Origin of the sequence: Marivivens marinus, from assembly GCF_035969385.1 — a bacterium.
In the GTDB taxonomy this organism is placed as follows: domain Bacteria; phylum Pseudomonadota; class Alphaproteobacteria; order Rhodobacterales; family Rhodobacteraceae; genus SELP01.
This window is the reverse complement of sequence record NZ_JAYKKJ010000007.1, coordinates 64,070-87,667: the sequence shown is the minus strand read 5'-3', so window position 1 is coordinate 87,667 and position 23,598 is coordinate 64,070. Positions and strand designations below refer to the sequence as shown.

At 64.7% G+C, this 23,598-nt stretch carries 20 protein-coding genes; 6 read left to right on the top strand and 14 right to left on the bottom strand.

Annotation, left to right across the window (positions count from 1 at the left end):
- Positions 1-4: 4 nt before the first annotated feature.
- The 6 genes from rpoD to U3648_RS12035 all read right to left on the bottom strand — a co-directional run bounded on the left by rpoD (position 5) and on the right by U3648_RS12035 (position 9,307).
- Positions 5-1,993 (bottom strand): RNA polymerase sigma factor RpoD, encoded by a 1,989-nt coding sequence (gene rpoD, locus U3648_RS12060; protein ID WP_420859482.1) that lies wholly within the window; start codon positions 1,991-1,993, stop codon positions 5-7.
- Positions 1,994-2,130: 137 nt separating this feature from the next.
- Complete coding sequence (gene dnaG, locus U3648_RS12055; RefSeq protein WP_420859481.1) at positions 2,131-4,110, bottom strand: DNA primase; 1,980 nt, start codon at positions 4,108-4,110, stop codon at positions 2,131-2,133.
- A 206-nt stretch (positions 4,111-4,316) separates the two neighbouring features.
- On the bottom strand, positions 4,317-4,862 hold the full coding sequence (locus U3648_RS12050) for a sarcosine oxidase subunit gamma (RefSeq protein WP_420859480.1): 546 nt from the start codon (positions 4,860-4,862) through the stop codon (positions 4,317-4,319).
- Positions 4,855-7,785, bottom strand: coding sequence for a sarcosine oxidase subunit alpha family protein (locus U3648_RS12045; protein WP_420859479.1), 2,931 nt, complete (start codon positions 7,783-7,785; stop codon positions 4,855-4,857). Before U3648_RS12045 ends, U3648_RS12050 begins: the two co-directional genes overlap by 8 nt.
- Positions 7,782-8,042: a sarcosine oxidase subunit delta gene (locus U3648_RS12040; protein WP_129679761.1), complete on the bottom strand. Its 261-nt coding sequence runs from the start codon at positions 8,040-8,042 to the stop codon at positions 7,782-7,784. The genes U3648_RS12045 and U3648_RS12040 overlap by 4 nt, the downstream gene beginning before the upstream one ends.
- A gap of 11 nt (positions 8,043-8,053) precedes the next feature.
- Complete coding sequence (locus U3648_RS12035; RefSeq protein WP_420859478.1) at positions 8,054-9,307, bottom strand: sarcosine oxidase subunit beta family protein; 1,254 nt, start codon at positions 9,305-9,307, stop codon at positions 8,054-8,056.
- Positions 9,308-9,701: 394 nt separating this feature from the next.
- Between U3648_RS12035 and U3648_RS12030 the strand changes: the two genes are divergently transcribed.
- The 3 genes from U3648_RS12030 to U3648_RS12020 are packed head-to-tail and all read left to right on the top strand — an operon-like array spanning position 9,702 to position 12,545.
- A complete protein-coding gene (locus tag U3648_RS12030) occupies positions 9,702-11,426 on the top strand; it encodes a pilus assembly protein TadG-related protein (RefSeq protein WP_420859477.1) in 1,725 nt (574 codons plus the stop codon).
- 17 nt (positions 11,427-11,443) lie between these two features.
- Positions 11,444-11,959, top strand: coding sequence for a TadE/TadG family type IV pilus assembly protein (locus U3648_RS12025; protein ID WP_420859476.1), 516 nt, complete (start codon positions 11,444-11,446; stop codon positions 11,957-11,959).
- A 1-nt stretch (position 11,960) separates the two neighbouring features.
- Entirely contained in the window at positions 11,961-12,545 is a 585-nt protein-coding gene (locus U3648_RS12020) for a TadE/TadG family type IV pilus assembly protein (protein ID WP_420859474.1), read from the top strand.
- Between the two features lie 7 nt (positions 12,546-12,552).
- On the opposite strand, the gene U3648_RS12015 is transcribed toward U3648_RS12020, so the two are convergent.
- Positions 12,553-13,035, bottom strand: a complete 483-nt coding sequence (locus tag U3648_RS12015) for a hypothetical protein (protein WP_420859473.1) — start codon at positions 13,033-13,035, stop codon at positions 12,553-12,555.
- 168 nt (positions 13,036-13,203) lie between these two features.
- On the opposite strand from U3648_RS12015, the gene U3648_RS12010 reads away from it, so the two are divergent.
- On the top strand, positions 13,204-14,115 hold the full coding sequence (locus tag U3648_RS12010; RefSeq protein ID WP_420859472.1) for a pirin family protein: 912 nt from the start codon (positions 13,204-13,206) through the stop codon (positions 14,113-14,115).
- 39 nt (positions 14,116-14,154) lie between these two features.
- On the opposite strand, the gene U3648_RS12005 is transcribed toward U3648_RS12010, so the two are convergent.
- Both U3648_RS12005 and carA read right to left on the bottom strand, forming a co-directional pair.
- Positions 14,155-14,463, bottom strand: a complete 309-nt coding sequence (locus U3648_RS12005; protein WP_420859471.1) for a DnaJ family domain-containing protein — start codon at positions 14,461-14,463, stop codon at positions 14,155-14,157.
- Positions 14,464-14,495: 32 nt separating this feature from the next.
- Complete coding sequence (gene carA, locus U3648_RS12000) at positions 14,496-15,656, bottom strand: glutamine-hydrolyzing carbamoyl-phosphate synthase small subunit (RefSeq protein WP_420859470.1); 1,161 nt, start codon at positions 15,654-15,656, stop codon at positions 14,496-14,498.
- Positions 15,657-15,853: 197 nt separating this feature from the next.
- On the opposite strand from carA, the gene U3648_RS11995 reads away from it, so the two are divergent.
- Entirely contained in the window at positions 15,854-16,312 is a 459-nt protein-coding gene (locus U3648_RS11995) for a GatB/YqeY domain-containing protein (RefSeq protein ID WP_420859469.1), read from the top strand.
- A 48-nt stretch (positions 16,313-16,360) separates the two neighbouring features.
- Here the strand turns inward: U3648_RS11995 and U3648_RS11990 are convergent, their stop codons facing one another.
- Together U3648_RS11990 and U3648_RS11985 are read right to left on the bottom strand one after the other, a co-directional pair.
- Complete coding sequence (locus U3648_RS11990) at positions 16,361-18,769, bottom strand: YbcC family protein (RefSeq protein WP_420859468.1); 2,409 nt, start codon at positions 18,767-18,769, stop codon at positions 16,361-16,363.
- A gap of 15 nt (positions 18,770-18,784) precedes the next feature.
- Positions 18,785-20,335 carry a proton-conducting transporter transmembrane domain-containing protein gene (locus tag U3648_RS11985; protein ID WP_420859467.1) on the bottom strand — a complete coding sequence of 517 codons (1,551 nt, stop codon included), beginning with the start codon at positions 20,333-20,335 and terminating at the stop codon, positions 18,785-18,787.
- A gap of 107 nt (positions 20,336-20,442) precedes the next feature.
- Here U3648_RS11985 and U3648_RS11980 point away from each other — a divergent pair, with 107 nt between their 5' ends.
- The gene (locus tag U3648_RS11980; protein WP_420859466.1) at positions 20,443-21,312 is read left to right on the top strand and encodes a LysR family transcriptional regulator; all 870 of its coding nucleotides are present in this window, start codon (positions 20,443-20,445) and stop codon (positions 21,310-21,312) included.
- Here the strand turns inward: U3648_RS11980 and U3648_RS11975 are convergent.
- From U3648_RS11975 to U3648_RS11965, 3 genes are read right to left on the bottom strand one after another with little or no spacing between them, the layout of a single operon-like run.
- Positions 21,309-21,698 carry a carboxymuconolactone decarboxylase family protein gene (locus U3648_RS11975; RefSeq protein ID WP_420859465.1) on the bottom strand — a complete coding sequence of 130 codons (390 nt, stop codon included), beginning with the start codon at positions 21,696-21,698 and terminating at the stop codon, positions 21,309-21,311. The genes U3648_RS11980 and U3648_RS11975 overlap by 4 nt on opposite strands.
- Positions 21,699-21,710: 12 nt before the next feature.
- Positions 21,711-22,133 carry a GFA family protein gene (locus U3648_RS11970; protein ID WP_420859464.1) on the bottom strand — a complete coding sequence of 141 codons (423 nt, stop codon included), beginning with the start codon at positions 22,131-22,133 and terminating at the stop codon, positions 21,711-21,713.
- A 4-nt stretch (positions 22,134-22,137) separates the two neighbouring features.
- Positions 22,138-23,589: an aldehyde dehydrogenase family protein gene (locus tag U3648_RS11965; RefSeq protein WP_420859463.1), complete on the bottom strand. Its 1,452-nt coding sequence runs from the start codon at positions 23,587-23,589 to the stop codon at positions 22,138-22,140.
- Between the last annotated feature and the right edge of the window lie 9 nt (positions 23,590-23,598).

Below are 23,598 nucleotides of genomic sequence, written 5' to 3'. Positions count from 1 at the left end.
CCTCCTACTGATCTAGGAACGACCGCAGTTTGCGCGACCGGCTGGGGTGTTTCAGCTTGCGCAGCGCCTTGGCCTCGATCTGGCGGATCCGTTCACGGGTCACGCTGAACTGCTGGCCGACCTCTTCCAGCGTGTGGTCGGTGTTCATGCCGATGCCAAACCGCATCCGCAGTACCCGTTCCTCGCGCGGGGTGAGCGAGGCGAGCACGCGGGTCGTGGTTTCCTTCAGGTTCTCCTGAATGGCGCTGTCCAGCGGCAGGACGGCGTTCTTGTCCTCGATGAAATCGCCAAGCTGGCTGTCTTCCTCGTCCCCGATCGGGGTTTCGAGCGAAATCGGTTCCTTGGCGATCTTCATCACCTTGCGGACCTTTTCCAGCGGCATTTGCAGCTTTTCGGCCAGTTCCTCGGGCGTCGGTTCGCGGCCGATCTCGTGCAGCATCTGGCGACCCGTGCGGACCAGTTTGTTGATCGTTTCGATCATGTGCACGGGGATACGGATGGTGCGCGCCTGATCGGCGATGGAGCGGGTGATCGCCTGCCGGATCCACCATGTCGCGTAGGTGGAGAATTTATAGCCACGCCGGTATTCGAATTTGTCCACGGCCTTCATCAGACCGATGTTGCCTTCCTGAATAAGATCAAGGAATTGCAGGCCACGGTTCGTGTATTTCTTGGCGATGGAGATAACGAGCCGCAGGTTCGCCTCGACCATTTCCTTCTTGGCCTGACGGGCCTCTTTCTCGCCCTTCTGGACCTGCTGCACGATGCGGCGGAATTCCGAGATGTCGACGCCCACATACTGGCCGACCTGCGCCATTTCCGAGCGCAGCTCTTCGATCTTGTCGGTGGATTTCTCCATCAGCATCTGCCAGCCACGGCCCGATTTCTCGGCCATGCGGTCCAGCCAGTTGGGGTCAAGCTCGGACCCGCGGTATTCGTCGATGAACTCGCGGCGGTTGATCCGGGCCTGGTCGGCCAGTTTCACCATGCTGGAGTCGATCGACATGATCCGGCGGTTGATCCCGTACAGCTGGTCGATCAGCGCCTCGATCCGGTTGTTGTGCAGGTGCAGCGAATTCACCAGTTCAACGATTTCCGACCGCAGCTTTTGATAGGTTGCTTCGTCCTTGTCCGAAAAACTGTTGTCTTCGTTCAGGGTGGCTGACATCCGCGCGTCCTGCATGTCCGACAGGTCGGCAAAGTCGCGCGCAATCACTTCGAGCGTATCCAGAACCCGCGGCTTCAGCGCGGCTTCCATCGCGGCCAGCGACATGCTGGCCTGATCGTCGTCGTCGTCATCGTCGTCGTCGGTCGAAATCGGGTTGCCGTCGGCATCCAGTTCGGGACTGTCCTCTTTCTTTTCGGCGGTCCCGGCGGCAGCTGTATCGACGACCGGTTCGTCGTCATCCTCGTCCATCTGGTTGCCGAAGGTCGCTTCGAGGTCGATCACGTCGCGCAGCAGAATGTCTTCGGACAGAAGTTCGTCGCGCCAGATGGTGATCGCCTGGAAGGTCAGCGGGCTTTCGCAAAGCCCAAGGATCATCGTGTTGCGGCCGGCCTCGATCCGCTTGGCGATGGCGATCTCGCCCTCGCGGGACAGAAGTTCGACGCTGCCCATTTCGCGCAGATACATGCGCACCGGGTCGTCGGTCCGGTCCAGTTTTTCGGTTTCGCCCGACGACAGGGCCACATCGCGGCCACCGCTGACCGCAACCACATCGGTGGAGCTGCTGTTCTCGTCGGTCTCTTCGGCCTCTTCGTCGTCCTCGGTCACCTGAATGCCCATTTCCGACAACATCGACATCACGTCCTCGATCTGGTCGGACGAGACCTGATCGGGCGGCAAGACGGCGTTCAGCTGGTCGTAGGTGATGTAGCCACGTTCGCGGGCCTCGGCGATCATCTTCTTGACCGCGGCCTGACTGACATCCATGGAAACGTCGGTGTCCTGATCGTCGGTCTTGTTGCTGTCGTCGGTGTCTTTCGCGGCCATGATGGCTCCTTCACGGGCTGCTGGGCGGATTTCGGGCCGCCATCGTTCGAATCAGGCGATTCGTTCGTGCCGAATCAATCTTGCGCGCCGGTGATTCGCAACCACCCGGCCTGTATTTTCATTGAACTGTTGCAGCGCTAGTGCGGGCGGCCCTTGCGGCCCCCCTTCCCATAGTCGATCTGCGACAGAAGTCGGTCAAAGGCCGTGCGTTCCTCTTTCTTCATCCGCGCGCCATTCGCGCCAACCTCGAATTCGGCCCGGTCTTCGGTATCACCGCGCCCGGCCCGATGCAGGGCCTCGGTCGCCTGCCCCAACCGCCATGTCAGCCCTTCGTCGGCCACGCCGGTCAGGTCTTCCACCGCCTCTGCCAGTTCGCGGGCATGGCCGCGGCGGGCGTTCAGCTTGGCCAGTTCTTCGGCAAGGCAAAGGCGCGCGATTTCATCGTCCCCCGGACGGCGCACCGCCGGGCTGATCGCAACGTGGGTCTGGGCAAACAGTTTTTCAAGGGCATCGGGGCCGATTGCCTCGGCCACGCGGGCGCGCATGTCATCGCCCGCACCGTCATGGGCCACCCGCAGGATCGCGGACAGCAGTGCCCGGTGGGCCGGATCGGTGCAATCCATCACTTCGATCTGGCTTTCGAACGTGGGCAGAACCGTGGGCGTGACCAACAGGGTTGCAAGGATCACCGCTTCTCGCAGGTGGTCTTCGATCCCGCCGCCCTGAACCAGCGCCGATGTCTTTGTTGCAGCCAGGGGCGGCAGCGGTGCCTGCGACCAGCGCCCGCCCGACCGCCATTGCCCCTGTGCCGGGCGGGCAGAAGCGCGTGATCTGGGGCCAAAAAGTTCCCACCGCAGTTCCTTGATCGCCTCGCCATAGTGGCCCCGGATCGACGGGTCGCGGATCAGCCTGATCTTTTCGCGCAGTGCCTTGTCCAGCGCGGCCCGGCGTTCGGGGCTGTCGAATACCCGGCCCTCAGTTTCGCGCTGCCACAAGAGGCGGACCATCGGTATGGCCTCCTCCACCAGCTTGCGCATGGCCCCAGCCCCCTGCGCCTTGATCAGGTCGTCGGGGTCCAGCCCTTCGGGCATGATGGCAAAGCGCAGCGACTGCCCAGCTTCCAGCATCGGCAGGGCGTTGTCGATCACCCGCATCGCCGCCCGCAAGCCCGCCGTATCCCCGTCCAGCGCGATCACCGGTTCCGGCGCCATGCGCCACATCAGCCGCAGCTGATCCTCGGTAATGGCGGTCCCAAGGGGGGCCACCACGGCGGGGAACCCGGCCTCGGACAGGGCGATCACGTCCATATACCCTTCGGCCACGATCAGCGAGTGGCCCTTGCCCGCCGCCTCGCGCGCGGGGGCGTGGTTGTAGAGGCTGCGGCCCTTGTCGAACAGTTCGGTTTCGGGCGAGTTCAGATACTTGGCGTTGTCGTTCGGGTCCATCGCCCGGCCGCCAAAGGCAATGCAGCGCCCGCGCAGGTCGCGGATCGGGAACATGATCCGGTTGCGGAAGGTGTCATAGGGCGCGCGACCCTTGTCGGACGGGCGGGCCAGACCGGCGGCAAGGATCAGCTCCACGTCGATCCCCTTGCCCGTCAGATGTTCGCGCAAGCCCTCCCATCCGGCGGGGGCGAACCCGATGCCCCAACGGTCCTGCGCCGCCTCTGACAAGCCGCGCCGGGCAAGGTAATCGCGCGCCTCGGCCCCGGCCCCGGTCTTCAGCTGCAGGCGGTAGAATTTCACCGCCTCTTCCATCACCTCGGCCAGTTGGGTGCGACGGTCGGCCTTTTCCTGTGCCTTGGGGTCGCGTTCGGGCATGGGCAGCCCGGCCTCGCGGGCAAGGATCTCGATCGCCTCCATGAAGCCGACATTCTCGGTCTCGCGCACAAAGGAGATCGCGTCGCCCTTCGCGTGGCAGCCAAAGCAGTAGTAATAGCCCTTGCGGTCGTCGACGTGGAAGCTGGCCGTCTTTTCCTGATGGAAGGGGCATGGGGCCCAGAGGTCGCCCTTGCCCTGATTGGACTTGCGGGTGTCCCACATAACCTTGCGGCCCACGACCTGCCCAAGGGACAGGCGGCCACGTAGCTCATCAAGGAATCCGGGGGGCAGGCTCATGGGGGCAATATCGGTCTTTGTCGCGTCATCGGCAAGCCGGAAGCCGCGGCTCAGGCGGGCATTGACCGCTCGACCGGCAGGCACGCGACCGCCCGGGTGGGCGTGGAACACGCCCGCCTTGGGGGCGGGCGGGCGTGTGCCGGGCCGCCGCGCGACCCGGCGGTTCTGGATTGATAACGGCCTTTGGAGGCCCTGACACGCCGCCCCTAGACGGCCCTAGCGGCAACCCCGGATGCGGCCTCGGTCAGGTCGTGCACCAGCGTGCGCGCCATCGACCGCATGACCATCACCTCGAAACTGGTCGGTCCCAGCCGTGTGATGCTGGCCGTCATGTGGTTGACGAAGCTTCGTGCCGTGTGCCCGCGCTTGAAGCTGCCCGCGCGCAGGTCCAGCGGCACCAGCCGGGCCAGGACCGCCTCGGCCCCGTCCCCGTTGATCCGGACCGCGGCGATCCCGTCGCCCTGATCCGTCACCGCCGCCAGCCCCGACAGGTCCGGCATTTCCGCGCCGATCACCAGCGCCCGGCCCGCGCCGGCCCAGATCGCCCGCGCACCGCCCTTGGACAGCGCCCGGTTCGCGGCCGGATAGCCGACCCCCAGCGCCTTGGTCAGCGCCTCGCCGACCGCCGCCTCTTGCCCTTTGAAGGGGGCCACAGACCAGGCCCGGTCGATCACGACCTCGGACAGTTCCACCGCGCCGATCGTCTTGGGCAGCAGCCCCTCGCACGGGGTTTTCGCAATCAGTTTAGCCACGAAGCCGCCCTCCTTCCGGGTCGAAGAATACCGGGTCGCAGACCTCGCACAGGGTTTCGACCCCGCGCAGGTGATCGACCAGCCGCACCGTCTGCCCGATCCGTGCCCGGCCCCCTTTCAGGAACCCAAGCCCCAGCATCGTCCCCAGCGTGGGCGAATAGCAGACGCTGGTCACATAGCCCTGATCGTTCACCCGTTCGGCCTTGTCGCCGGGGTTGAACAGATGCGCGCCCGCGGTCAGTTGCTTTGACGCGCCGTTGGGTTTCAGCCCGACAAGCTGCTCCCGCTCCTCGTCGATCAGCCCCGGGCGCCGCGACAGGGCGTTGCCGATGCAATCCTTCTTCTGGCTGACCATCCGGTCCATGCCGATGTCAAAGGCCGTGGTCCGCCCGTGGATTTCAGCGTGGGTGATGAAGCCCTTTTCGATCCGCAGGACGTTCAGCGCCTCCATCCCGTAGGGACCGCCGCCCAGCATTTCGGCCTGTGCCAGCAGCAGCCGATAGAGGCTTTCGCCATAGCGGGACGGCACGGCCACCTCGTAGGCGTGTTCGCCCGAGAAGGAGATGCGGAACAGCCGCCCATCCACCCCGGAAACGCCAGCGGGCGCGCAGCCCATATAGGGCATCGTGTCGTCGTCAATTGCTGTGTCCAGAACCCCGTTCAGCAGGTCACGCGATTTCGGGCCGGCAACGGCGAATTGCGCCCATTGTTCGGTGACCGACACGATCTGCACGTCCAGATCGGGCCGCAGCGCCTGTGCCACGAAATCAAGGTGGCTCATCACCAGACCGGCGGCGGCGGTGGTCGTGGTCATCACATAGTGATTTTCACCCAGCCGCGCGGTGGTGCCGTCGTCCATCACGTGCCCGTCTTCGCGCAGCATCAGCCCATAACGGACCCGGCCGACCTTCAGCGTGTCAAAGGTGTTGGCATAGACGAAATCAAGGAATGCGGCCGCATCCGGCCCTTGAATGTCGATCTTGCCAAGGGTCGAGACATCACAGATCCCCACCGCCTCGCGCACCATGTTGACCTCGCGGTCGCAGGATTGCCGCCAGTGGGTTTCGCCCGCTTTCGGGAAATAGGACGGGCGATACCACAGCCCCGCCTCGATCATGGGCGCGCCGCGTTCGGTGCTGGCGTCATGGCTGGTGGTGAACCGCTGCGGGGCAAAGCCCGCCGCCTGCCCGCCCGCCCCCATGGCCGCGATGGCAACCGGCGAATAGGGCGGCCGGAAGGTCGTCGTGCCGGTTTCGGGGATGCCCCGGCCGGTCGCATCGGCCAGTACCGCAAGGGCGGAGACGTTCGAGTTCTTGCCCTGATCGGTGGCCATGCCCTGCGTCGTGTACCGCTTCATATGTTCGACCGAGCGGAAGTTTTCCTGTGCCGCCAGCCGCACGTCCTTCACATGCACGTCGTTCTGGAAGTCGAGCCATTTGCGGCCCTTGCCTTCGACCGCCCAAAGGGGCGTCAGGCGATAGGGCGCGTCCTCAGACTGCGGCAGGTCGATCTTCTGCGCCTTCTTGCCCAAGGCCTGCGCGACCGCATTCGCGGCCTCGGCCCCGGCGGACAGGCAGCCGTGGGTCGAGAAGGTGCCGTTCGCCGCCCCGGCCACGGTCATCCCGGGGATCATGTCGGGTCGTGGCACGAAGCTTTGGATCGCCTCGTTCCAGACAGGTCGCCCGTTCATGTGGCAGGTCATGTGCACGGTCGGGTTCCAGCCGCCGGACATGCCCAGAACATCGGCGCGGATTTTCGTCCGCTTGCCGTTCTGGTCGATGGTCACGCTGTCGAGCCCCAGCCGCCCGGCGGTCTGGACCACCTGAGCGCCCGTGTAGACCGGGAAATCGCCCGACACATCGGCATCGGCCCGGCTGTCGATCAGGGCCGTGACCTTGACCCCGGCGGCGGTCAGATCACGCGCGGTCTGATGCGCGTCGTTGTTATTGCCAAAGATCGCGACCTCTTTGCCGCCCACGACCCCCCAACGGTTGAGATAGGCGCGCACGGCCCCAGCGGTCATGATGCCGGGCCGGTCGTTGTTGGGAAACGCGATGGGGCGTTCCAGCGACCCGGCGCACAGGATCGACCGCTGCGCCACGATCCGCCAGAAGCATTCGCGCGGCAGCCCGTCGGCTCGCGCCCGGTGGTGGCTGACCCGTTCCAGCGCGCCAAAGGTGCCCTGGTCGAAGGCCCCGGTGACAGTGGTGCGGGTCATCAGGCGGACATTGTCCATCCCTTCCAGTTCGGCCACGACCTGCGCGGCCCAGTCGGCACCGGCCATCCCGCCAACCTGATGGGTTTCGGCCAGTAGCCGCCCGCCCATCCGGCTGTCCTCATCGGCCAGGATCACGTCCAGCCCGGCCCGCGCGGCGGTCAGCGCCGCCATCAGCCCGGCAGGCCCGGCCCCGATCACCAGAACGTCGCAGAAGGCAAAGGCCTTTTCGTAGTGGTCCGCGTTCGATTCCTCGCTCAGCGCACCCAGACCGGCGGCGTGGCGGATGAAAGGTTCATAGACCTTTTCCCAGAAGCTGCGCGGCCACATGAAGGTTTTGTAGTAGAACCCCGCGCCAAGGAAGGGCGACACGAGGTCGTTGACCGACAGAAGGTCGAACCGCAGCGAGGGCCAGCGGTTCTGGCTGCGGGCGGTCAGACCTTCGAACAACTCTTGCGTGGTGGCCCGCACGTTCGGGTCCGTCGCGGCCCCGTTGCCGATTGTCACCAGTGCGTTGGGTTCCTCCGACCCGGCGGTCAGGATGCCGCGCGGGCGGTGATATTTGAACGACCGCCCGATCAGCCGCACGTCATTGGCCAGAAGCGCCGAAGCCAGCGTATCGCCTGCGTGGCCGGTCATCCGTTCGCCATCAAACTCGAACGGGACAGAGCGGGAGCGGTCGATCAGACCCTTGCCTGCGACTCTCATGTCCGGGCCTCCGAGGCGAGCGTGGACCCCTGCACGGCATGGGTCACGGTGTTGCGGTCAACGACCACCCATGCGCCGCAGGGGTTGTGATACCACATGTCGCGGGTGTCCCCGGCGGGGTTGTCGCGGTTGTGCAGGTAGTCGGCCCAGACCGCCAGATCGGCGTCCCGGTCGGGGCGGTTCAGGATCTCGGCAGCCCCCTGATAGGTGAACTCGCGCCCGTCGCGCGTGCCGCAATGTGGGCAGGTGATACGCATGTGCCCGTCTCCTAATGCAGGTTGTGCTGAGAGCCTTTGCCCTCTTCATCCATGATGCTGCGGCCGGTTTCGAACCGGTCGAGCCGGTATTTCGCGGCCACGTCATGCGGTTTGCCAGTGGCCATGAGATGCGCAAGGCACCAGCCCGAGGCGGGAACCGCCTTGAACCCGCCGTAGTTCCAGCCGCAGTTCAGGAACAGCCCGTCCACATGGGTCTTGTCGATGATTGGCGAGCCATCGGGCGACATGTCCATGATCCCGCCCCAGCTGCGCAGCACCTTCGCCTTGCCGATCATCGGCATCAGCGACATCCCCGCTTCCATCACATGTTCGACCATGGGCAGGTTGCCGCGCTGCGCGTAGGAGCTGTAGAAATCCAGATCGCCCCCGAACACCAGCCCGCCCTTGTCCGACTGGCTGATGTAGAAATGGCCCATACCAAAGCTGACCACATGGTCGATGACCGGCTTCAGCCCTTCGGTGACAAAGGCCTGCAACACGTGGCTTTCGATCGGCAGGCGCATCCCGGCCATCGCCGCGACCTGACTGGACCGGCCCGCGACGACCATCGCCACCTTCTTGGCCTTGATCGCCCCGCGCGAGGTCTGAACGCCCGTGACCTTGCCGTTCTGGATGTCGATGCCGGTGACTTCGCAGTTCTGGATCAGGTCCACGCCGCGCCGGTCGGCCCCGCGGGCATAGCCCCAGGCGACCGCATCATGGCGGGCAGTGCCGCCGCGCGGGTGATAGAGCCCCCCGTAGACCGGGAAACGGTGGTTGTCGAAATCCAGATAGGGCAGATGTTTGCGCACCCCTTCACGATCCAGAAGGATCGCGTCGTCGCCCTGATTTACCATGGAATTGCCGCGCCGGACAAAGGCATCGCGCTGCCCGTCGGAATGGAACAGGTTGATCAGCCCGCGCTGCGAATGCATCACGTTGTAGTTCAGCTCGTGTTCCAGCCCTTCCCAGAGCTTGAGCGAATGGGAATAGAATTCCGAATTGCCCTGAAGGAAATAGTTGGCGCGCACGATGGTGGTGTTGCGGCCGATGTTGCCACCGCCAAGGTAGCCCCGTTCCAGCACCGCGACATTGGTGATCCCGTGGTTCTTGGCCAGGTAATAGGCCGTGGACAGCCCGTGTCCGCCGCCGCCGATGATGATCACGTCATATTCGGGATTTGGGTCCGGATCGCGCCAGACGGGCTTCCACCCTTTCTGGCCAAACAGCCCTTCCTTCAGCACCCTGAACCCGGAATAGCCCATCGAACGCCCCTTCGCATCTGCGGCCCTTCCAGGCCGGTCCTGCGCGCGACACTATCAATTCAGGCCGGTCGTTCAACGGCTACTGCCGACAAAAAATCGCTGTCTGCGACACATGAAAAAGGGGGGCATGACAGTCCGGCTGGATCATAGGGCCGAACCCTGTCGTTCGCGGTTGCAAGGTGTTTCCGATGTCGGGATCGCCCCTGCCCTTGGCCCCTATTGTTTCCGAATCCGCAACCGAAATGCCCTTCTTTCGCCCTTCTTCGCCCAATTCTTGCCACGAGAGTTTGCGACAAGCATCTCCAAAGGCCCGAGTCTGCCTGCAGTTCGGACCGTCATCGAGGACTGGTTAACAATGTGTGAACGTCGCCCTATCACCTCCGGCAGGATTCGCTTGGCGGATCTGTCACGTCTCCACAGCTTCCGAAAATCCGAAGACGGGGGGATCATCATCTTCGCACTGATGATCTTTGTCCTGATGCTGGCCGCGGCTGGGCTTGCCGTGGACCTGATGCGATTTGAAACGAACCGCACCAAGCTGCAGGGGACACTGGACCGGGCGCTTCTGGCGGCTGCTGACCTTGATCAACCCCTGCCGGCCCGCGAGGTCGTGTTGGACTATTTCGCAAAATCCAACATGGCCTTCGCCATCGACCCGGCGGACATCATCGTGGACGAGGGTCTGAACTATCGCACTGTTTCGGCCACTGCGCATGTGGACACCCCGATGCTTTTCGGCGGCATCTTGAATGCGGTCACGAACAATACAAACCCCTATACGCCGGTGACACCCGTCCTGTCGGCCCCGGCCGCGGGCACCGCCGAGGAGCGGGTCAGCAACGTCGAGGTGTCGCTGGTTCTGGACGTGTCGTCTTCGATGCTGTCAAACAACCGGTTCAACAACCTCAAGCCGGCAGCGCGTGAATTCGTCACCACGGTTCTGGACAACAATGGCGCGGCGCCGGACGGGCTCGTCAGCGTTTCGATGATCGCATATTCGGCGGTCGTGAACCCCGGTGCGGATGTGGCGGCACAGCTGAACGTGACGAACACTCACGATCATTCCGCGTGCTTGATCTTCCCTGACAGCGAATTCAACTCCATCACCTTCGACCAGTCGCGCACCTATGAACGGCTTGGGCATTTCGACTATGGCGCCAGCACGAACTACTACGCGACGCCGATCACGCGGCCGTGGTGCTTCCCCGGCAGCGAAAACGAGATGATGGTGCATTCCACCAGCGAATCCGACCTGCACACCGCGATCAATAACCTGCAGCCCTTCGGGAATACCGCTATCGATCTTGGCGCAAAATGGGCCACGGCGATGCTTGATCCGGGTATGCAGAACGTTGTCGAAGGCGTCGTCGGCTCTGGAACCCTGGTATCTGACCGGCCTCTGGACCCGGCAACCAGCGACGTGCTGAAGATCATGGTCCTGATGACCGACGGACAGAACACGACCGAATACGACCTGAAGGAAGAGTTCAAGGAAGACCTGTCCATCATCTGGATTCACAAGGAATACGACAGCCAGCAGATCGGCGATGTCCCAGAGGACCGGTTTTCGATCCAGGTCCAGGGCGCCCATACCACAACGCGCAGCGACGACCGGTTCTATTGGCTGGATCAGGGGTATTACAGCTCTTACAATCCTCCGGTCTACGACTACCCGCAGGGGTATTCGGACTATCAGTCGCAATCCAACGGGACCGCGGTACCGGGGCATGGCATCGACTATTCCAACCGGGTCCGTCATCTGAGCTGGCAGGATGTCTTTGCCACCTGGGTCTACAGCCGGGTCAACAACGAACTTCTCTATGAACCCTACCAGCGCGGCTGGCTGAACTACAGCTCGTATATCTCGACCGACTACGCGCTCGAGGCGATCGTGGGCGGGTCCACGGCGGACGACCGGTTGTCCGAAATCTGCTCGGCGGCGCGTCAGGCAGGGGTCGTGATCTATACCGTCGCTTTCGAGGCCCCGTCGCACGGGCAGGCGACCCTGGCCGATTGCGCCAGCACGCCAAACCACTTCTTCCTGGCCTCCGGAACCGACATTTCCGAAGCCTTCTCTGCCATCGCGACCGACATCCGCCAACTGAAGCTGACACAATGATCCGGCGTTTCCTAAATATGTTCCGGGCCTTCCGGCGCAACGAAGATGGCACGGCTTCGGTCGAATTCGTGCTGGTCTTCCCGGCCTTCATGATCCTGTTCGTCTCGGCCTTCGAATTGGGGCTGATGATGACCAGACACGCGATGCTGGAACGGGCACTGGACATGACCATCCGCGAAATCCGACTGAACACGGCGGTGAACGCGAACCACGAACAGATCAAACGCATGATCTGCAATGGTGCCGGGATCATCCCGAATTGCATGGACAGCCTGAAACTGGAAATGATCGTGCTGGACCCCCGTGACTGGACCAACTTTGCCCGCCGCGCGGACTGTGTTGATGTCGACCGTCCCTTCGCGCCGGTGCGCAACTTTGAAAACGGGCAGCAGAACCAGCTGATGATCCTGCGGGCCTGCTCGCTGTTCAGCCCGATCTTTCCCACGACCGGGATCGGCTATCACATCCCGCGTCAGTCCGGCGACCAATATGCGCTGATCTCGCTTAGCGCCTTCGTGATGGAGCCGCTATAAGATGCTGGGAAAGGTCCGGTCATACCTGCGCCGATTCCGGCGCGACGATGAAGGATCCATCGCGGTCGAGGCGATCCTTGTCTTTCCGCTGCTGTTTTGGTCCGTGCTGGCGACGTTCGTTTATTTCGATGCGTTCCGGTCGCAGTCCAACAATGTGAAGGCCGCCTATACGATCTCAGACGCGCTGAGCCGCGAAACCGGATACATCACGCCGGAATACCTGACCTCGCTCTACCGGCTGCACGAAGGCCTGACGACGTCGAACCATAACACGAAAATCCGGGTCACGATCATTCGCTATGACGCGGATCAGGACAAATACAATGTCGTCTGGTCGCAGCAACGTGGCGGTGCCGGTCGTCTGAACACTCCGATGGTCGAAGCAATGCGCGACCAGCTTCCTGTGATGCCAGACAACGAGATCCTGATCCTCTACCAGAACTGGATCGTCTACGAGCCGATCTTCTCGATCGGGTTGGAAGCGTTCACCTTTGAAAACATGGTTTTCACACGCCCGCGCTTTACGCCCGAACAGCTGTGCTGGAACAGCGAAAACGACGGCAACTATACGACGGCAACCTGCTGACGCGGGGTTAGCCGCGTTGCGCGATCCAGGTCGCGATCACCTCGGCCATGAACTTGGTTTCGGTCTGCGGCAGCACCCCGCCGATACCAACCCGCCGTCCGGCGCGCCACCACAGGCCAGGCGCCCATGCACGGCCGCCCTTTTCCTTCATCACCAGCACGAAACCGTTGGACGGTTTGAAGGCAAAGACCCCCCGTTCGACCGCGACGACATCCTCGATCCGGGCAATGACCTGTCCGGTATCGTCGCAAAGCGTCTCGGCCCGCAGTTCCAGCCCACGGGTGGTGGCCCGCCGCATCCGCTCGGCAAGTACAAGTGCCCCGATCCCGACGGCCGCCATCAGCACCGCCCAGACCGGCGCGGGCGGCTGCATGAGGAGAACATAGAGCACGAGCAGCCCCAGCAGGTATTGCATCCCCACCCCCAGCCACCGGCGGCCGGGTGAGGCGGCGGCACGGGCGTAGACTCCGCTGTCGTCTGGATGGAACATGGGCGGGCACCTTTGTTGGTGGAAATGTCGCCCCACCCCTACCCGCGCTTCGGGACCATTGCCAGTGCTTCTATCATTTGCGCAGGGGCACCATGCGCCTGCACACAGCCCGCCAGATTGCCGACCCGGCCGCCGCGCCCTACCTTTGAGCGTGAAAGGAGACACACCATGTCCATTCGTCCCACAGTCGAACTGCGCAAGGCCATGCCCACGATGGAGGGCGCAGGCGTCAAGCTGCACCGCGCCTTCGGGTTTCAGGACCCGACCGAGCTGGACCCCTTCCTGCTGTTCGATGATTTCCGCAATGACCGGCCCGAGGATTTCCTGCGCGGCTTCCCATGGCACCCGCACCGGGGGATCGAAACGATCACCTATGTCCTGCAGGGCACCGTCGAACACGGCGACAGCCTTGGCAACGAGGGCACGCTGGGCGCGGGCGATGTGCAGTGGATGACCGCCGGGTCGGGCATCCTGCATCAGGAGATGCCGAAGGGGAACATCGCGGGCCAGATGCACGGGTTCCAGCTTTGGGCGAACCTGCCCTCGTCGCTGAAGATGACCGCGCCGCGCTATCAGGACGTGAAGGGCAAGGACATTCCCGAAATCATCGACGATGACGGCACGCGGGTGAAGGTGATCGTCGGCAGTTTCTGGGGCAAGTCTGGCCCGGTCGACGGAATCGCCGCCGACCCGCAATACCTTGATATCTTTGTCCCCGCCGGGGTGAAGAAGACGTTCAAGATCGACACCTACCGCCGGGCCTTCGCCTATGTCTTCAACGGATCGGGCAAGTTCGCCGATGCGTCTGACCCCTTCGGCGTCCTGCTGGAAAAAGAGGTGATGGGCGAAGAGGTCAACATCCGCGACCTGTCGGGCAACCGCACGCTGGTCCGCTTTGGCACGGGCGAGGAAGTCACGGTGCAGGCCGGGCCAGAGGGCATCCGGTTCCTGCTGATCTCGGGCGCGCCGATCGAGGAACCCGTGGCTTGGCACGGACCGATCGTGATGAACACGCAAGACGAACTGCGGCAGGCGATGCGCGACCTGCGCAACGGCACCTTCATCAAACCGGCGCACTAGCTTTTGTGATTGGGTCCGCGGCGGCGCTGCGGACCCTGACTACTTCCGCCAGGCCTGACGCGCGATCGCGATTTTCGCTTCCATCATCGACATTTCTTTCATGATGTCCTGTCGGCGGGTTCGGTCGCCGGTATCGCGCAATTCCTCGCGCAGGCGCTGAAGTTCGCGCGACAGGTTGACGAATTCGGGCGTCGCGCCGTTTTCCTTCATCAGCCGGTTGATCAGCGCGTTTTCCGGATCATCACAGGGCGGCAGCGGTTTGCCCGCGCCGGGCAGGTTGTCGAACTGGCCCTCGGCCTCTGCCGCGCGGATGCGGGCGGTGATCAGGTCAATCAGCGGATGATCCATAGGCCCATCCTACCCTGTTCGCCTACCTGTTGTCAGCCCTTCCGGGCCTCCATCGCCTCGGCGAACCGTTCGAACAGGTAGAAGCTGTCCTGCGGGCCGGGGCTGGCTTCGGGGTGGTGCTGCACGCTGAATACCGGCCGGTCGGTCATGCGGATTCCGCAGTTCGACCCGTCGAACAGCGAGGTATGGGTTTCGCGCACGCCGTCGGGAAGGGTCTGGCTGTCCACCGCGAACCCGTGGTTCATCGAAGTGATCTCGACCTTACCGGTTTCGTGGTCTTTCACCGGATGGTTCGCCCCGTGATGGCCGTGGTTCATCTTGATCGTCTTGGCACCCAGCGCCAGCGCCAGCATCTGGTGCCCAAGGCAGATGCCGAAGACCGGCAGGTCGGTCTTGTTCAGGATGTCCTGAATCATCGGCACGGCATAGGTGCCGGTCGCCGCCGGGTCGCCGGGGCCGTTCGACAGGAACACCCCATCGGGATTGTGGGCCAGCACCTCTTCCGAGGTGGCCGTTGCCGGAAGGACGGTCACGTCGCAGCCCGCGCTGGCAAGGCAACGCAGGATGTTGCGCTTTGCGCCATAGTCCAGAGCGACAACCTTATGCCGCGGGGCCTCCTGCGGCTTGTAGCCCTCGGGCCAGGCCCAGCGCATTTCGTTCCAGTGGTAGGATTGGGCGCAGGTCACGTCCTTGGCTAGGTCCAGCCCGACCAGCCCCTTGAACCCGCGCGCGGCGGCGACCAGCGCCTCGACATCGAAATTGCCTTCGGGATCATGGGCCAGCGCCACATGCGGCGCGCCCTGCTGGCGGATCGCGCGGGTCAGGCGGCGGGTGTCGATGCCACCGATGCCGATCCGGCCCTTGGCGGTCAGCCATGCGGTCAGGTTTTCGGTCGCGCGCCAGTTCGATGGCTCGGTCGGGTCCCATTTCACCACCATACCGGCAGCAACCGGTTCGGCGGTTTCATCGTCTTCGACGTTCACGCCGGTGTTGCCGATGTGCGGGAAGGTAAAGGTCACGATCTGCCCGGCATATGACGGGTCGGTCATGATCTCCTGATACCCGGTCATGGCGGTGTTAAAGCACAATTCCGCCTCGGCCTGCCCGGTCGCACCAAATCCTTTGCCGTAGAATACGGTGCCATCGGCAAGGGCGAGGCAGGCAGTCGGTTTCTTCTGGTTCCGATCCGGCATCACACGACTCCCATTTGCGCAAATTGTTGCGGTCCTAAGGTCTGGCGGCGGGGGGGTCAAGGGGCCAAAGCCCCTTTGCGGCAAGGTCGTGCCGTTGCGACAGCCTGTCGCTTCGAAAGGTTGTAACCCCTGCCCCGTCAGGATAAAGGAACGGCCTGCGTTTGCGCAAACGGATGGGACAATCGGGAACCGAAACGATGGAAATGCGACAGCGGGTCAGCGACGCCCTGAAAGAGGCGATGAAGGCCAAGGACACCGAACGGCTTTCGACCCTGCGGCTGATCAACGCCGCGATCAAGGACCGCGAGATTGCCGCCCGTGGCGACGGCGACGAGGGCGAGGTCGGCGACGACATGATCCTTGGCATCCTTGGCAAGATGGTGAAGCAGCGCCAGGAATCGGCCCGCGCCTATGAAGAAGGCGGCCGGCTGGAACTGGCGGAGAAGGAACTGGCCGAAGTCCGCGTGATCGAGGAATTCCTGCCCCGGCAGCTGTCCGAGGACGAGGTGACCAAAGCCGTGGCAGACGCAATTGCCGAGGTTGACGCCACCAGCATCCGCGACATGGGCAAGGTCATGGGCGCGTTGAAGGCCCGCTATACCGGGCAGATGGATTTCGGCAAGGTCGGGCCGCTGGTCAAGGATCAGCTGGGCTGACAGGTCTTGCAGATGAGAAAAGGGCCGGTTTGACCGGCCCTTTTTGGTTTATTCCGCTGCCATCGCGGGCCGGGCGTCGTCCCGGTCCGGCATAGGTGCCCAAGACCCGCCGGGGACATAGCGCCAGTCCGGCCGCCCGTCGTCCCCCATCGTCAGAAGATGCAGCCAGCCGTTGTCGAACAGCGCCCGAACCTGCGGATTGCGGGTCAGGATCGCGCTGATGGCCTCGCGCGGGGCTTCGACCACCACCGACAGACGCAGCGGGTCGTGCTGGAACCCCTCGCCATCATGCACCGATTGCCACGGCAGGCCCGGGCGCGGCGCGCCGCCGTTGCCCTCGAGCACGCCGATCCCGCCGACCACGTTGTGCAACAGCTTGTTGCCGCCGCCGAACGCCTGCGGCGCAACGGTCGATCCGTAGTATTGCAGGCTGATCCAGCTGGCCACGACAACAGGCGCGGTCAGGATCAGTTCCAGCACCCGAAACTCGTCGTCCTGTTGCCAGTCGTAGCTGTGCAGGAAGGCCCGGCCGTCCAGCCCGGTGCCATCGGTCCGCCCGCGCGGGGCCGCGATGAATGCCCGGCACCCCGCCAGCCCCCATTCCGGCCGCACTTCGGACCAGTCAGCGGCCCGGCGCAACACATCACCTTCGCCACGGGCGCGCGGCAGGCGGGCGGCCCGTTCGGTCCGCGCCTGACGCCCCGCCGCCGCCAGCCAGCGCCGCAGGGGGGCAAGGTCGGGCCTGTGGCCCGCCTTGGGCAGGTCACCGTCGAAAAGGGTGACCGCGTCGGTCGTCGTATCGTGCAGGGCGCCAATGAAGACCGTATCGGCGGGGATTTCGATCCCTTCCCCGGCAAGGCCCTTGCGCAGGTTCGGATCGTTCAACAGCCCGGCCAGAAGCCGCGCGTTCACGTCACCCTTGTGCCCGCCACAGGCGCCGCAATGCAGGGCGCTTTCATGCGGGTTGTTGGTCACGCTGGCCCCATGTCCGGCCAGCAGCACCACCGGCGCAAAGCCCGAGGTTAGCGACATCGCCCGAAGGATCGCCGCCGCCGTTTTCACCCGTGTGGGCAGGTCAATCGACGGGTCCAGTTCCGGCATCGGGTCCGGTTTGCCCCCCGCGCCACCCAACGCCAGCGTGTCGCGCAACAGCTTGCCCGCGTAGACCGGGCCGGTCGCTTCGACAAAGGCGAAGGACGACACGGCGGCCAGTTTGAACCGCCCCCATGCCCGCTTCGCCCTCGCCTTGTAGCGGCGGTCAAGATCGGTCGCCTTTGGCTCGGCACTGGAGGAGGACACGCCGGGCGTCAACAGGACCGGCCCGCGGCTCTCGCCCACGTCCGAACCTGCCCCGTGATGCAACGTGGCAAGCCCGAAGAACCCGGCAAAGCCAATCGTCTGGATGCCTGCATCCTGCGCCTCAAGCGCCCGGCGGAAGACCTCTGACCGGACATCGATGCAAAACGCGGCCTGAAGTGCGGGACGGTCCGGTTGCGCGCGCGGCATGGCGGCCGCAAGGGTGTCCGCCAACCGCCGTTGCTCGGCCCGTTCCGCCGCCTCTTGCAGGATGGCGTCGATCTGCTGGTCCCGGCTGGGGGTGACGGGCTGTTCATGGGACGCGATGACGTCGGCCCAGCGGGCTGCGATCTGGTCGCGATACTGATGGAACAGCGCCTCTTCAAAGACCAGCCGGATGGTCAGCAGTTCGATGGTCGTCGGGTCCGTGTCGCCACCCAGTTTCGCCTGCCACAACAGGTGCCGCGCGTATTGCGCCCAGCCGCCCAGAGACATCAACAGACGGTGCAGCGCGGTGGGTGTCGCGGCGGGGGTGATCCCTAGCCCCTCGACCGCGCGGCCCATTGCCCGCCAGGGCGAGGCCGGGGTCGCGGCGACGAAGGCCCCAAAGCCGGCCAGCCCCTGAATTTCCGGCGTCAGGTCGCGCATCGCGTAAGCGCGCCACGCGGCATAGACGCCCCCGGCGCGGCCCGGCTGCCACAGGGCCTGCCCCCGGTCGAAATGGCTGGCGGCCCAATGGCCGATCCGGTCGTCGATCAGTCCGGGCCAGTCGATCCCGGAGACCTCTGCCGCAAGATCAGCCACCGTGGGCAGGGCAACGGGCGCCGCGGGGGTGACATTCAGGGCAGCTTTCACCTCGGCTAGGGTCAGAGGGCCAAATGCGGGTTGGGCCGCCAGGGCCTCTGTCAGGTCGATATCGGTGATCTGGCCGCTGTCCACCTGCGCCGCGCGCATGGCCCGGTCGGGGAACACCGGCACGCCCGCGACCCGCGCAAGCCGCGCCGCCGTCACCGCCAGCGGTTCCTGCACTTGACCGAGAAAGGGGTTGACCGCGACGCTGGCCTCCAGCGGGAACAGCGGCGGGATTTGCCGGACAGCCTCGTTCGCGGTTGCGACCAGCGACAGGAGTTCGGCGGGATAGGTTTCGTGCTTCATGAACATGGTGTGATCTCCGTCTCAGGCGTTGGACCGCTTCGACCAGCCCGCGAGAAGCCGGTCGAATACCGTGTTTGCGTAAAGTCCGTTGGACAGGTGAACCCGCAGCCCCGCCGCCGCCGGATGGGTGGCCCAGAGGGGGAAGGTCGCCTGCGCGACAGCGACAGCCCCAAAGCTTATCAGCGCCAGAAGGATAAGTGCCCATTCCAGCGGCCCGGGCGCGGGCACGGCGGGCAAAGCGCCCTCTGTCAGCGTCTTGGCAATCTTTTGCAGCGCGAAGTACCCCAGCGACGTGGCCCCGGCATAAAGGATCGTCCGCCGGGTCAGCGCCATTGGCGCGGCATCGGCCAGCCCCTGTGCCAGCAGGTAAGCCACCCCGAAGATCAGGATCACGCCCAGCGCAATCGCCTGCACCGATTTCCCGTCAAAGCCCAAAAGCAGACCGATCCCGAGATAGATCGCGATGGCCACGCCAAAGGCCTGCACCACATTGCGGCCGCTGGGCACGGCAACCGGACCGGGCCTGTGCAGGGCGGCGACGTTGCGCACCGCCTCGCCCGCGCTGAGGAAGGCGTGGGCCTTGTACAGCGAATGGGCAACGATGTGCAGCAGCGCCAGCGGGAACAGGGCCAGCCCGCATTGCAGGATCATGAAGCCCATCTGGGCGATGGTCGACCACGCCAGCGAGGTCTTGACCGCCGGTTGCGTCAGCATCACCAGTCCGCCGAACAGCGCCGTGAACCCGCCCAGCATCACCAACGCCGCCATGACCCCGGGGGCCACGAGGATCACATCGGCAAAGCGGATCAGCAGGAAGCCCCCGGCGTTGATGACGCCCGCGTGCAGCAGGGCCGATACCGGCGTGGGCGCCTCCATCACCTCGGTCAGCCAGCCGTGAGCCGGGAACTGGGCAGAGGCGAGGACCGCCGCCAGCCCGATCAGCAGCGCCGCGCCAAGGGTCGGCAGGCTGGGCGTCGCAACCGCCAGAATGGCCGCGATGTCTGTTGTCTGATAGGCGAAGGCCAGCAGGATCAGCGCCAGTGCCAACAGCCCTTCGCTTGCCCGGGCCACGACCCGTTTCTTGCGGGCGGCCCGCTGTGCCGTGGTCCGGTCGGGGTAGAACAGAAGCAGTCGGTCCAGAAAGACGCTGGTCGCGACCCAGGCGAGGAACAGCTGCACAAGGTTGCCCGCGGTGACCAGCAGAAGGACCGTCGCCAGCGTCGCCGCCATCCAGCCGGTGAAGGCACCTTGCCAGTCCTCGCCGTCCAGATAGGTGGCCGAGTAGCGCAGCACGACCCAGCCGATAAAACTGACGAGGGTCAGCATCGACGCGCTGACCGCGTCCAGCCGGACCGACAGGCCGATGCCCCAGATCCCGATCAACAGGGAGGTCCCGCCGCCCCATGCGACAAGGGCCGCGACCGAAAGGCCGGCGATCCCGAAACCCGCCAGTGCCACCCATTCCGCCAGTCGCGGCAGCATGCCGGGTCTGCGTCCGGGTATGGTGCGGGCACGCAGCGCCAGCAGAAGCAACAGGATCGGGCCAAGGAACGGCAGGAAAAGGTGAATCATGGTCGGGGTCCTTCCACGCGGTCAAACGAGTTGCCGGAGGGATAGGGCCTGGCATGACTTAATAAAAATTCATTGTTTGATGACTTTCGCTCTATTATTTAGAACGTATGCCGCTGAACTATCATCATCTGCGCTATTTCTGGGCCGTCGCCCACGATGGAAACCTGACCCGCACGGCGGAGCGGTTGAACCTGTCGCAATCGGCCCTGTCCACCCAGATCAAGCAGTTGGAGGACCGGCTGGGCCATGCGCTGTTTGACCGGCGCGGGCGGCAATTGCACCTGACAGAGGCCGGGCGCATCGCGCTGGACCACGCCGATGCGATTTTTGCCACCGGGCAGGAACTGGTGGCGACCTTGCAGGACAGCGGGCGCAGCCGACAGGCGCTGCGCGTCGGGGCACAGGCGACGTTATCCCGCAACTTTCAGATCGGGTTCCTGCGGCCGATCCTGTCGCGCCCGGATGTCGAGGTGATCCTGCGGTCGGGCCACCCCAGCGAACTGCTCGAGGGGTTGGCGACCCTGAACTTCGACCTTGTGCTTCTGAACCGGGAACCCCCGGATGACAGCCTTGCCCCGTTTGAAACGCACCGTCTGGCCGAGCAGCCGGTCAGCCTTGTGGGCACCCCGGCCCGTCTGAACCCCGATCTGCCGCTGGCCCGGCTCCTGCGGGATCAGCCGGTGATCCTGCCGACCCGCGACAGCACCCTGCGCATGGCCTTTGACGCGCTGGCCAGCCGCCTTGGGATCAGCCCGCAGGTGGTGGCCGAGGTGGACGACATGGCGATGATGCGCCTTCTGGCCCGCGAGGACATCGGGCTGGCGCTGGTGCCGCCTATCGTAGTGAAAGATGAACTCGCCTCGGGCCGGTTGGTCGAGGCGCGGGATCACCCGGCCATTGTCGAAACCTTCTACGCCATCACCCTGCGGCGACGGTTCCCGAACCCGGTGGTGCAGGACCTGCTGGCAGAGGGCTAAAGCAGCCCTTCCGCCTCGAGCACCTTGCGGGCCGCACGGAAGCACTCCAGCGCCTGCGGCACGCCGCAGTAGATGCCAATCACATGGATGATCGCGCGGATCTCGTCCTTGGTGACCCCGTTGTTGATCGCGCCGCGGCAGTGCAATTCCCATTCGTGCATCTTGCCCAGCGCGCCGATCATCGACAGGTTCATCATGCTGCGGGTCTTCGGGTCGATCACGTCATCGCCCCAGCCAAAGCCCCAGCACCAGGCCGTCATCGCCTCTTGGAAAGGCCGGGTGAACTCATCCGCCGCGGCAAGGTTCTTTTCGACGTATTCCGCGCCAAGCGTGGCCTTGCGCTGCGCTAGCCCCTTCAGGAACAGGTCTTCGTCAAATGCGCTCATCCTTGGGTTCCTTCATTGGTCTTGGATCGGCGCCGCCCCATCGGCGGTGGCGGCATACTTCGGCAGGTCGTCGGCGATCACCAGCCAGGGCAGCTTTTCCTCGAAATGGAAATGGGCGGCCGGGGCGAACTGGGACGGGTCATCCAGCGTTGCGGCGTAGAGGTGGGTTTCCTCTGGCCAGCGGGTGGATTGATAGGTCATCTGGCTGCCACAGTCCGGGCAGAACTGCCGCCGGACCGATCCGCCGCTGGTTAGATGCTCGGCCAGCTGGCCGGTCCAGACCACCCCGTCGCGGGGCACCCCGAAGAATGACGTGAACGGGGCCGATGTCGCGCGGCGGCAACTGTCGCAATGGCAGTGCCCGGCCCAAAGGACCGGCCCGTCTGTTTCCCAGCGCACCGCGCCGCACAGGCAGCGCCCCGTCAATCTGGCCATCGTTTTACCCCAGCTTGATCGCCACGTTCTTGGTCTGGACGTAGTTCCAAAGCGCCTCGCGCCCCTTTTCGCGACCGTAGCCCGATTTGCCGTAACCGCCAAAGGGGGTTTCGACCCCGCCCGCATACCATTGGTTCACGAAGACCTGCCCGGCCCGCAGCGCCCGCGCGGCCCGGGTGGCGCGGTCCAGGTCGCGGGTGAAGACGCCTGAAACCAGCCCGTAGTCGGTGGAATTGGCGATCTCGATCGCCTCGGCATCATCGCGGAAGGACAGGACCGACAGGACCGGGCCAAACACCTCTTCACGAGCAATGGTCATATCAGGGGTCACCCCGGTCAGGACGGTGGGTTCCAGAAACGCGCCGGGGCGGTTCAGCGGGCGGCCACCTGCCGCCACCGTGGCCCCCTGCCCCTCGGCATCGCGGACCATGCCGGCGGCGCGGTCGCGCTGCCCGTCCGACACCATCGCGCCCATGTTGGCACCGAATTCAGTCCGCTCGATCCCCGGCCCGACCGACAACGATTTGGCGATTGCCGTCGCCCGTTCCACCAGTTCCGCATGGCGGCTTTCGTGGACGATCACGCGGGACATGGCCGAACAGACTTGCCCGGCGTTGAAATAGATGCCCCAGCGGATGTCGGTCTCGAACGCGTCAAGATCGGCGTCGTCATGGACGATGGCCGCCGATTTGCCGCCCAGTTCCAGCACGCAGGGCACTACATTGCCTGCCGCCGCCTTGGCGATGGCGATGCCGGTGGGGACCGACCCGGTAAAGACGATCTGGTTGACATGGGGGTGGCCCGCCAGCGCCGCGCCCGCCGTGCGCCCCAGCCCGCAGATCACGTTCACGGTCCCTGTCGGGAACCCCACGGCCTCGGCCGCGAGGGCGAAATAGGTGTTGGTCAGGGGCGTCATTTCAGGCGACTTGATCACCGCCGTATTGCCCGTGGTCAGCGAGGCCGACAGCGACCGCGCGGTCATTTCCAGCGGGTAATTCCACGGGATGATCTGGGCCGACACGCCAAAGGGTTCATGGTCGGTAAAGTCGAAATAGCCCGCGCCCAGCGGGATCGACCGGCCTTCGACGGTGCTGGCCTGATTGCCGTAATATTCGAAGTAGAGCGCCGCGCCCTCGACCTCGATCATGGCTTCCCAAAGGGGCTTGCCCTGTTCGCGGGTCAGCACCTCGGCGATCTCGTCCTTGCGGTCGAGGATCCAGCGGCCCATCGCCTGCACCTTGCGGCCCCGTTCGATAGGGCGCATCGCGGTCAGCGCGCCGGACAGGTGGACCCGGCGAGCCGCCATCACCGCGCGGTCCACATCGCCCGCGTCGGCCAGCGCCGCCTCGGCCAGTTTTTCGCCCGTCGCCGGGTCGGTCACGTCGATCCGGCCTTCGCCGCCATCGACCCAAGCACCGTCGATATAGTTCTGCCAATAGGGTTTGATGTCGGCCATCTGTCGGGC

Excerpts from the sequence above, each read along its gene's own strand:
- rpoD (WP_420859482.1), bottom strand. The coding sequence starts at position 1,993 with ATGGCCGCGAAAGACACCGACGACAGCAACAAGACCGACGATCAGGAC.
- dnaG (WP_420859481.1), bottom strand. The coding sequence starts at position 4,110 with ATGAGCCTGCCCCCCGGATTCCTTGATGAGCTACGTGGCCGCCTGTCC.
- U3648_RS12045 (WP_420859479.1), bottom strand. The coding sequence starts at position 7,785 with ATGAGAGTCGCAGGCAAGGGTCTGATCGACCGCTCCCGCTCTGTCCCG.
- U3648_RS12040 (WP_129679761.1), bottom strand. The coding sequence starts at position 8,042 with ATGCGTATCACCTGCCCACATTGCGGCACGCGCGACGGGCGCGAGTTC.
- U3648_RS12035 (WP_420859478.1), bottom strand. The coding sequence starts at position 9,307 with ATGGGCTATTCCGGGTTCAGGGTGCTGAAGGAAGGGCTGTTTGGCCAG.
- U3648_RS12025 (WP_420859476.1), top strand. The coding sequence starts at position 11,444 with ATGTTCCGGGCCTTCCGGCGCAACGAAGATGGCACGGCTTCGGTCGAA.
- U3648_RS12020 (WP_420859474.1), top strand. The coding sequence starts at position 11,961 with ATGCTGGGAAAGGTCCGGTCATACCTGCGCCGATTCCGGCGCGACGAT.
- U3648_RS12015 (WP_420859473.1), bottom strand. The coding sequence starts at position 13,035 with ATGTTCCATCCAGACGACAGCGGAGTCTACGCCCGTGCCGCCGCCTCA.
- U3648_RS12010 (WP_420859472.1), top strand. The coding sequence starts at position 13,204 with ATGTCCATTCGTCCCACAGTCGAACTGCGCAAGGCCATGCCCACGATG.
- U3648_RS12005 (WP_420859471.1), bottom strand. The coding sequence starts at position 14,463 with ATGGATCATCCGCTGATTGACCTGATCACCGCCCGCATCCGCGCGGCA.
- carA (WP_420859470.1), bottom strand. The coding sequence starts at position 15,656 with ATGCCGGATCGGAACCAGAAGAAACCGACTGCCTGCCTCGCCCTTGCC.
- U3648_RS11995 (WP_420859469.1), top strand. The coding sequence starts at position 15,854 with ATGGAAATGCGACAGCGGGTCAGCGACGCCCTGAAAGAGGCGATGAAG.
- U3648_RS11990 (WP_420859468.1), bottom strand. The coding sequence starts at position 18,769 with ATGTTCATGAAGCACGAAACCTATCCCGCCGAACTCCTGTCGCTGGTC.
- U3648_RS11985 (WP_420859467.1), bottom strand. The coding sequence starts at position 20,335 with ATGATTCACCTTTTCCTGCCGTTCCTTGGCCCGATCCTGTTGCTTCTG.
- U3648_RS11980 (WP_420859466.1), top strand. The coding sequence starts at position 20,443 with ATGCCGCTGAACTATCATCATCTGCGCTATTTCTGGGCCGTCGCCCAC.
- U3648_RS11975 (WP_420859465.1), bottom strand. The coding sequence starts at position 21,698 with ATGAGCGCATTTGACGAAGACCTGTTCCTGAAGGGGCTAGCGCAGCGC.
- U3648_RS11970 (WP_420859464.1), bottom strand. The coding sequence starts at position 22,133 with ATGGCCAGATTGACGGGGCGCTGCCTGTGCGGCGCGGTGCGCTGGGAA.
- U3648_RS11965 (WP_420859463.1), bottom strand. The coding sequence starts at position 23,589 with ATGGCCGACATCAAACCCTATTGGCAGAACTATATCGACGGTGCTTGG.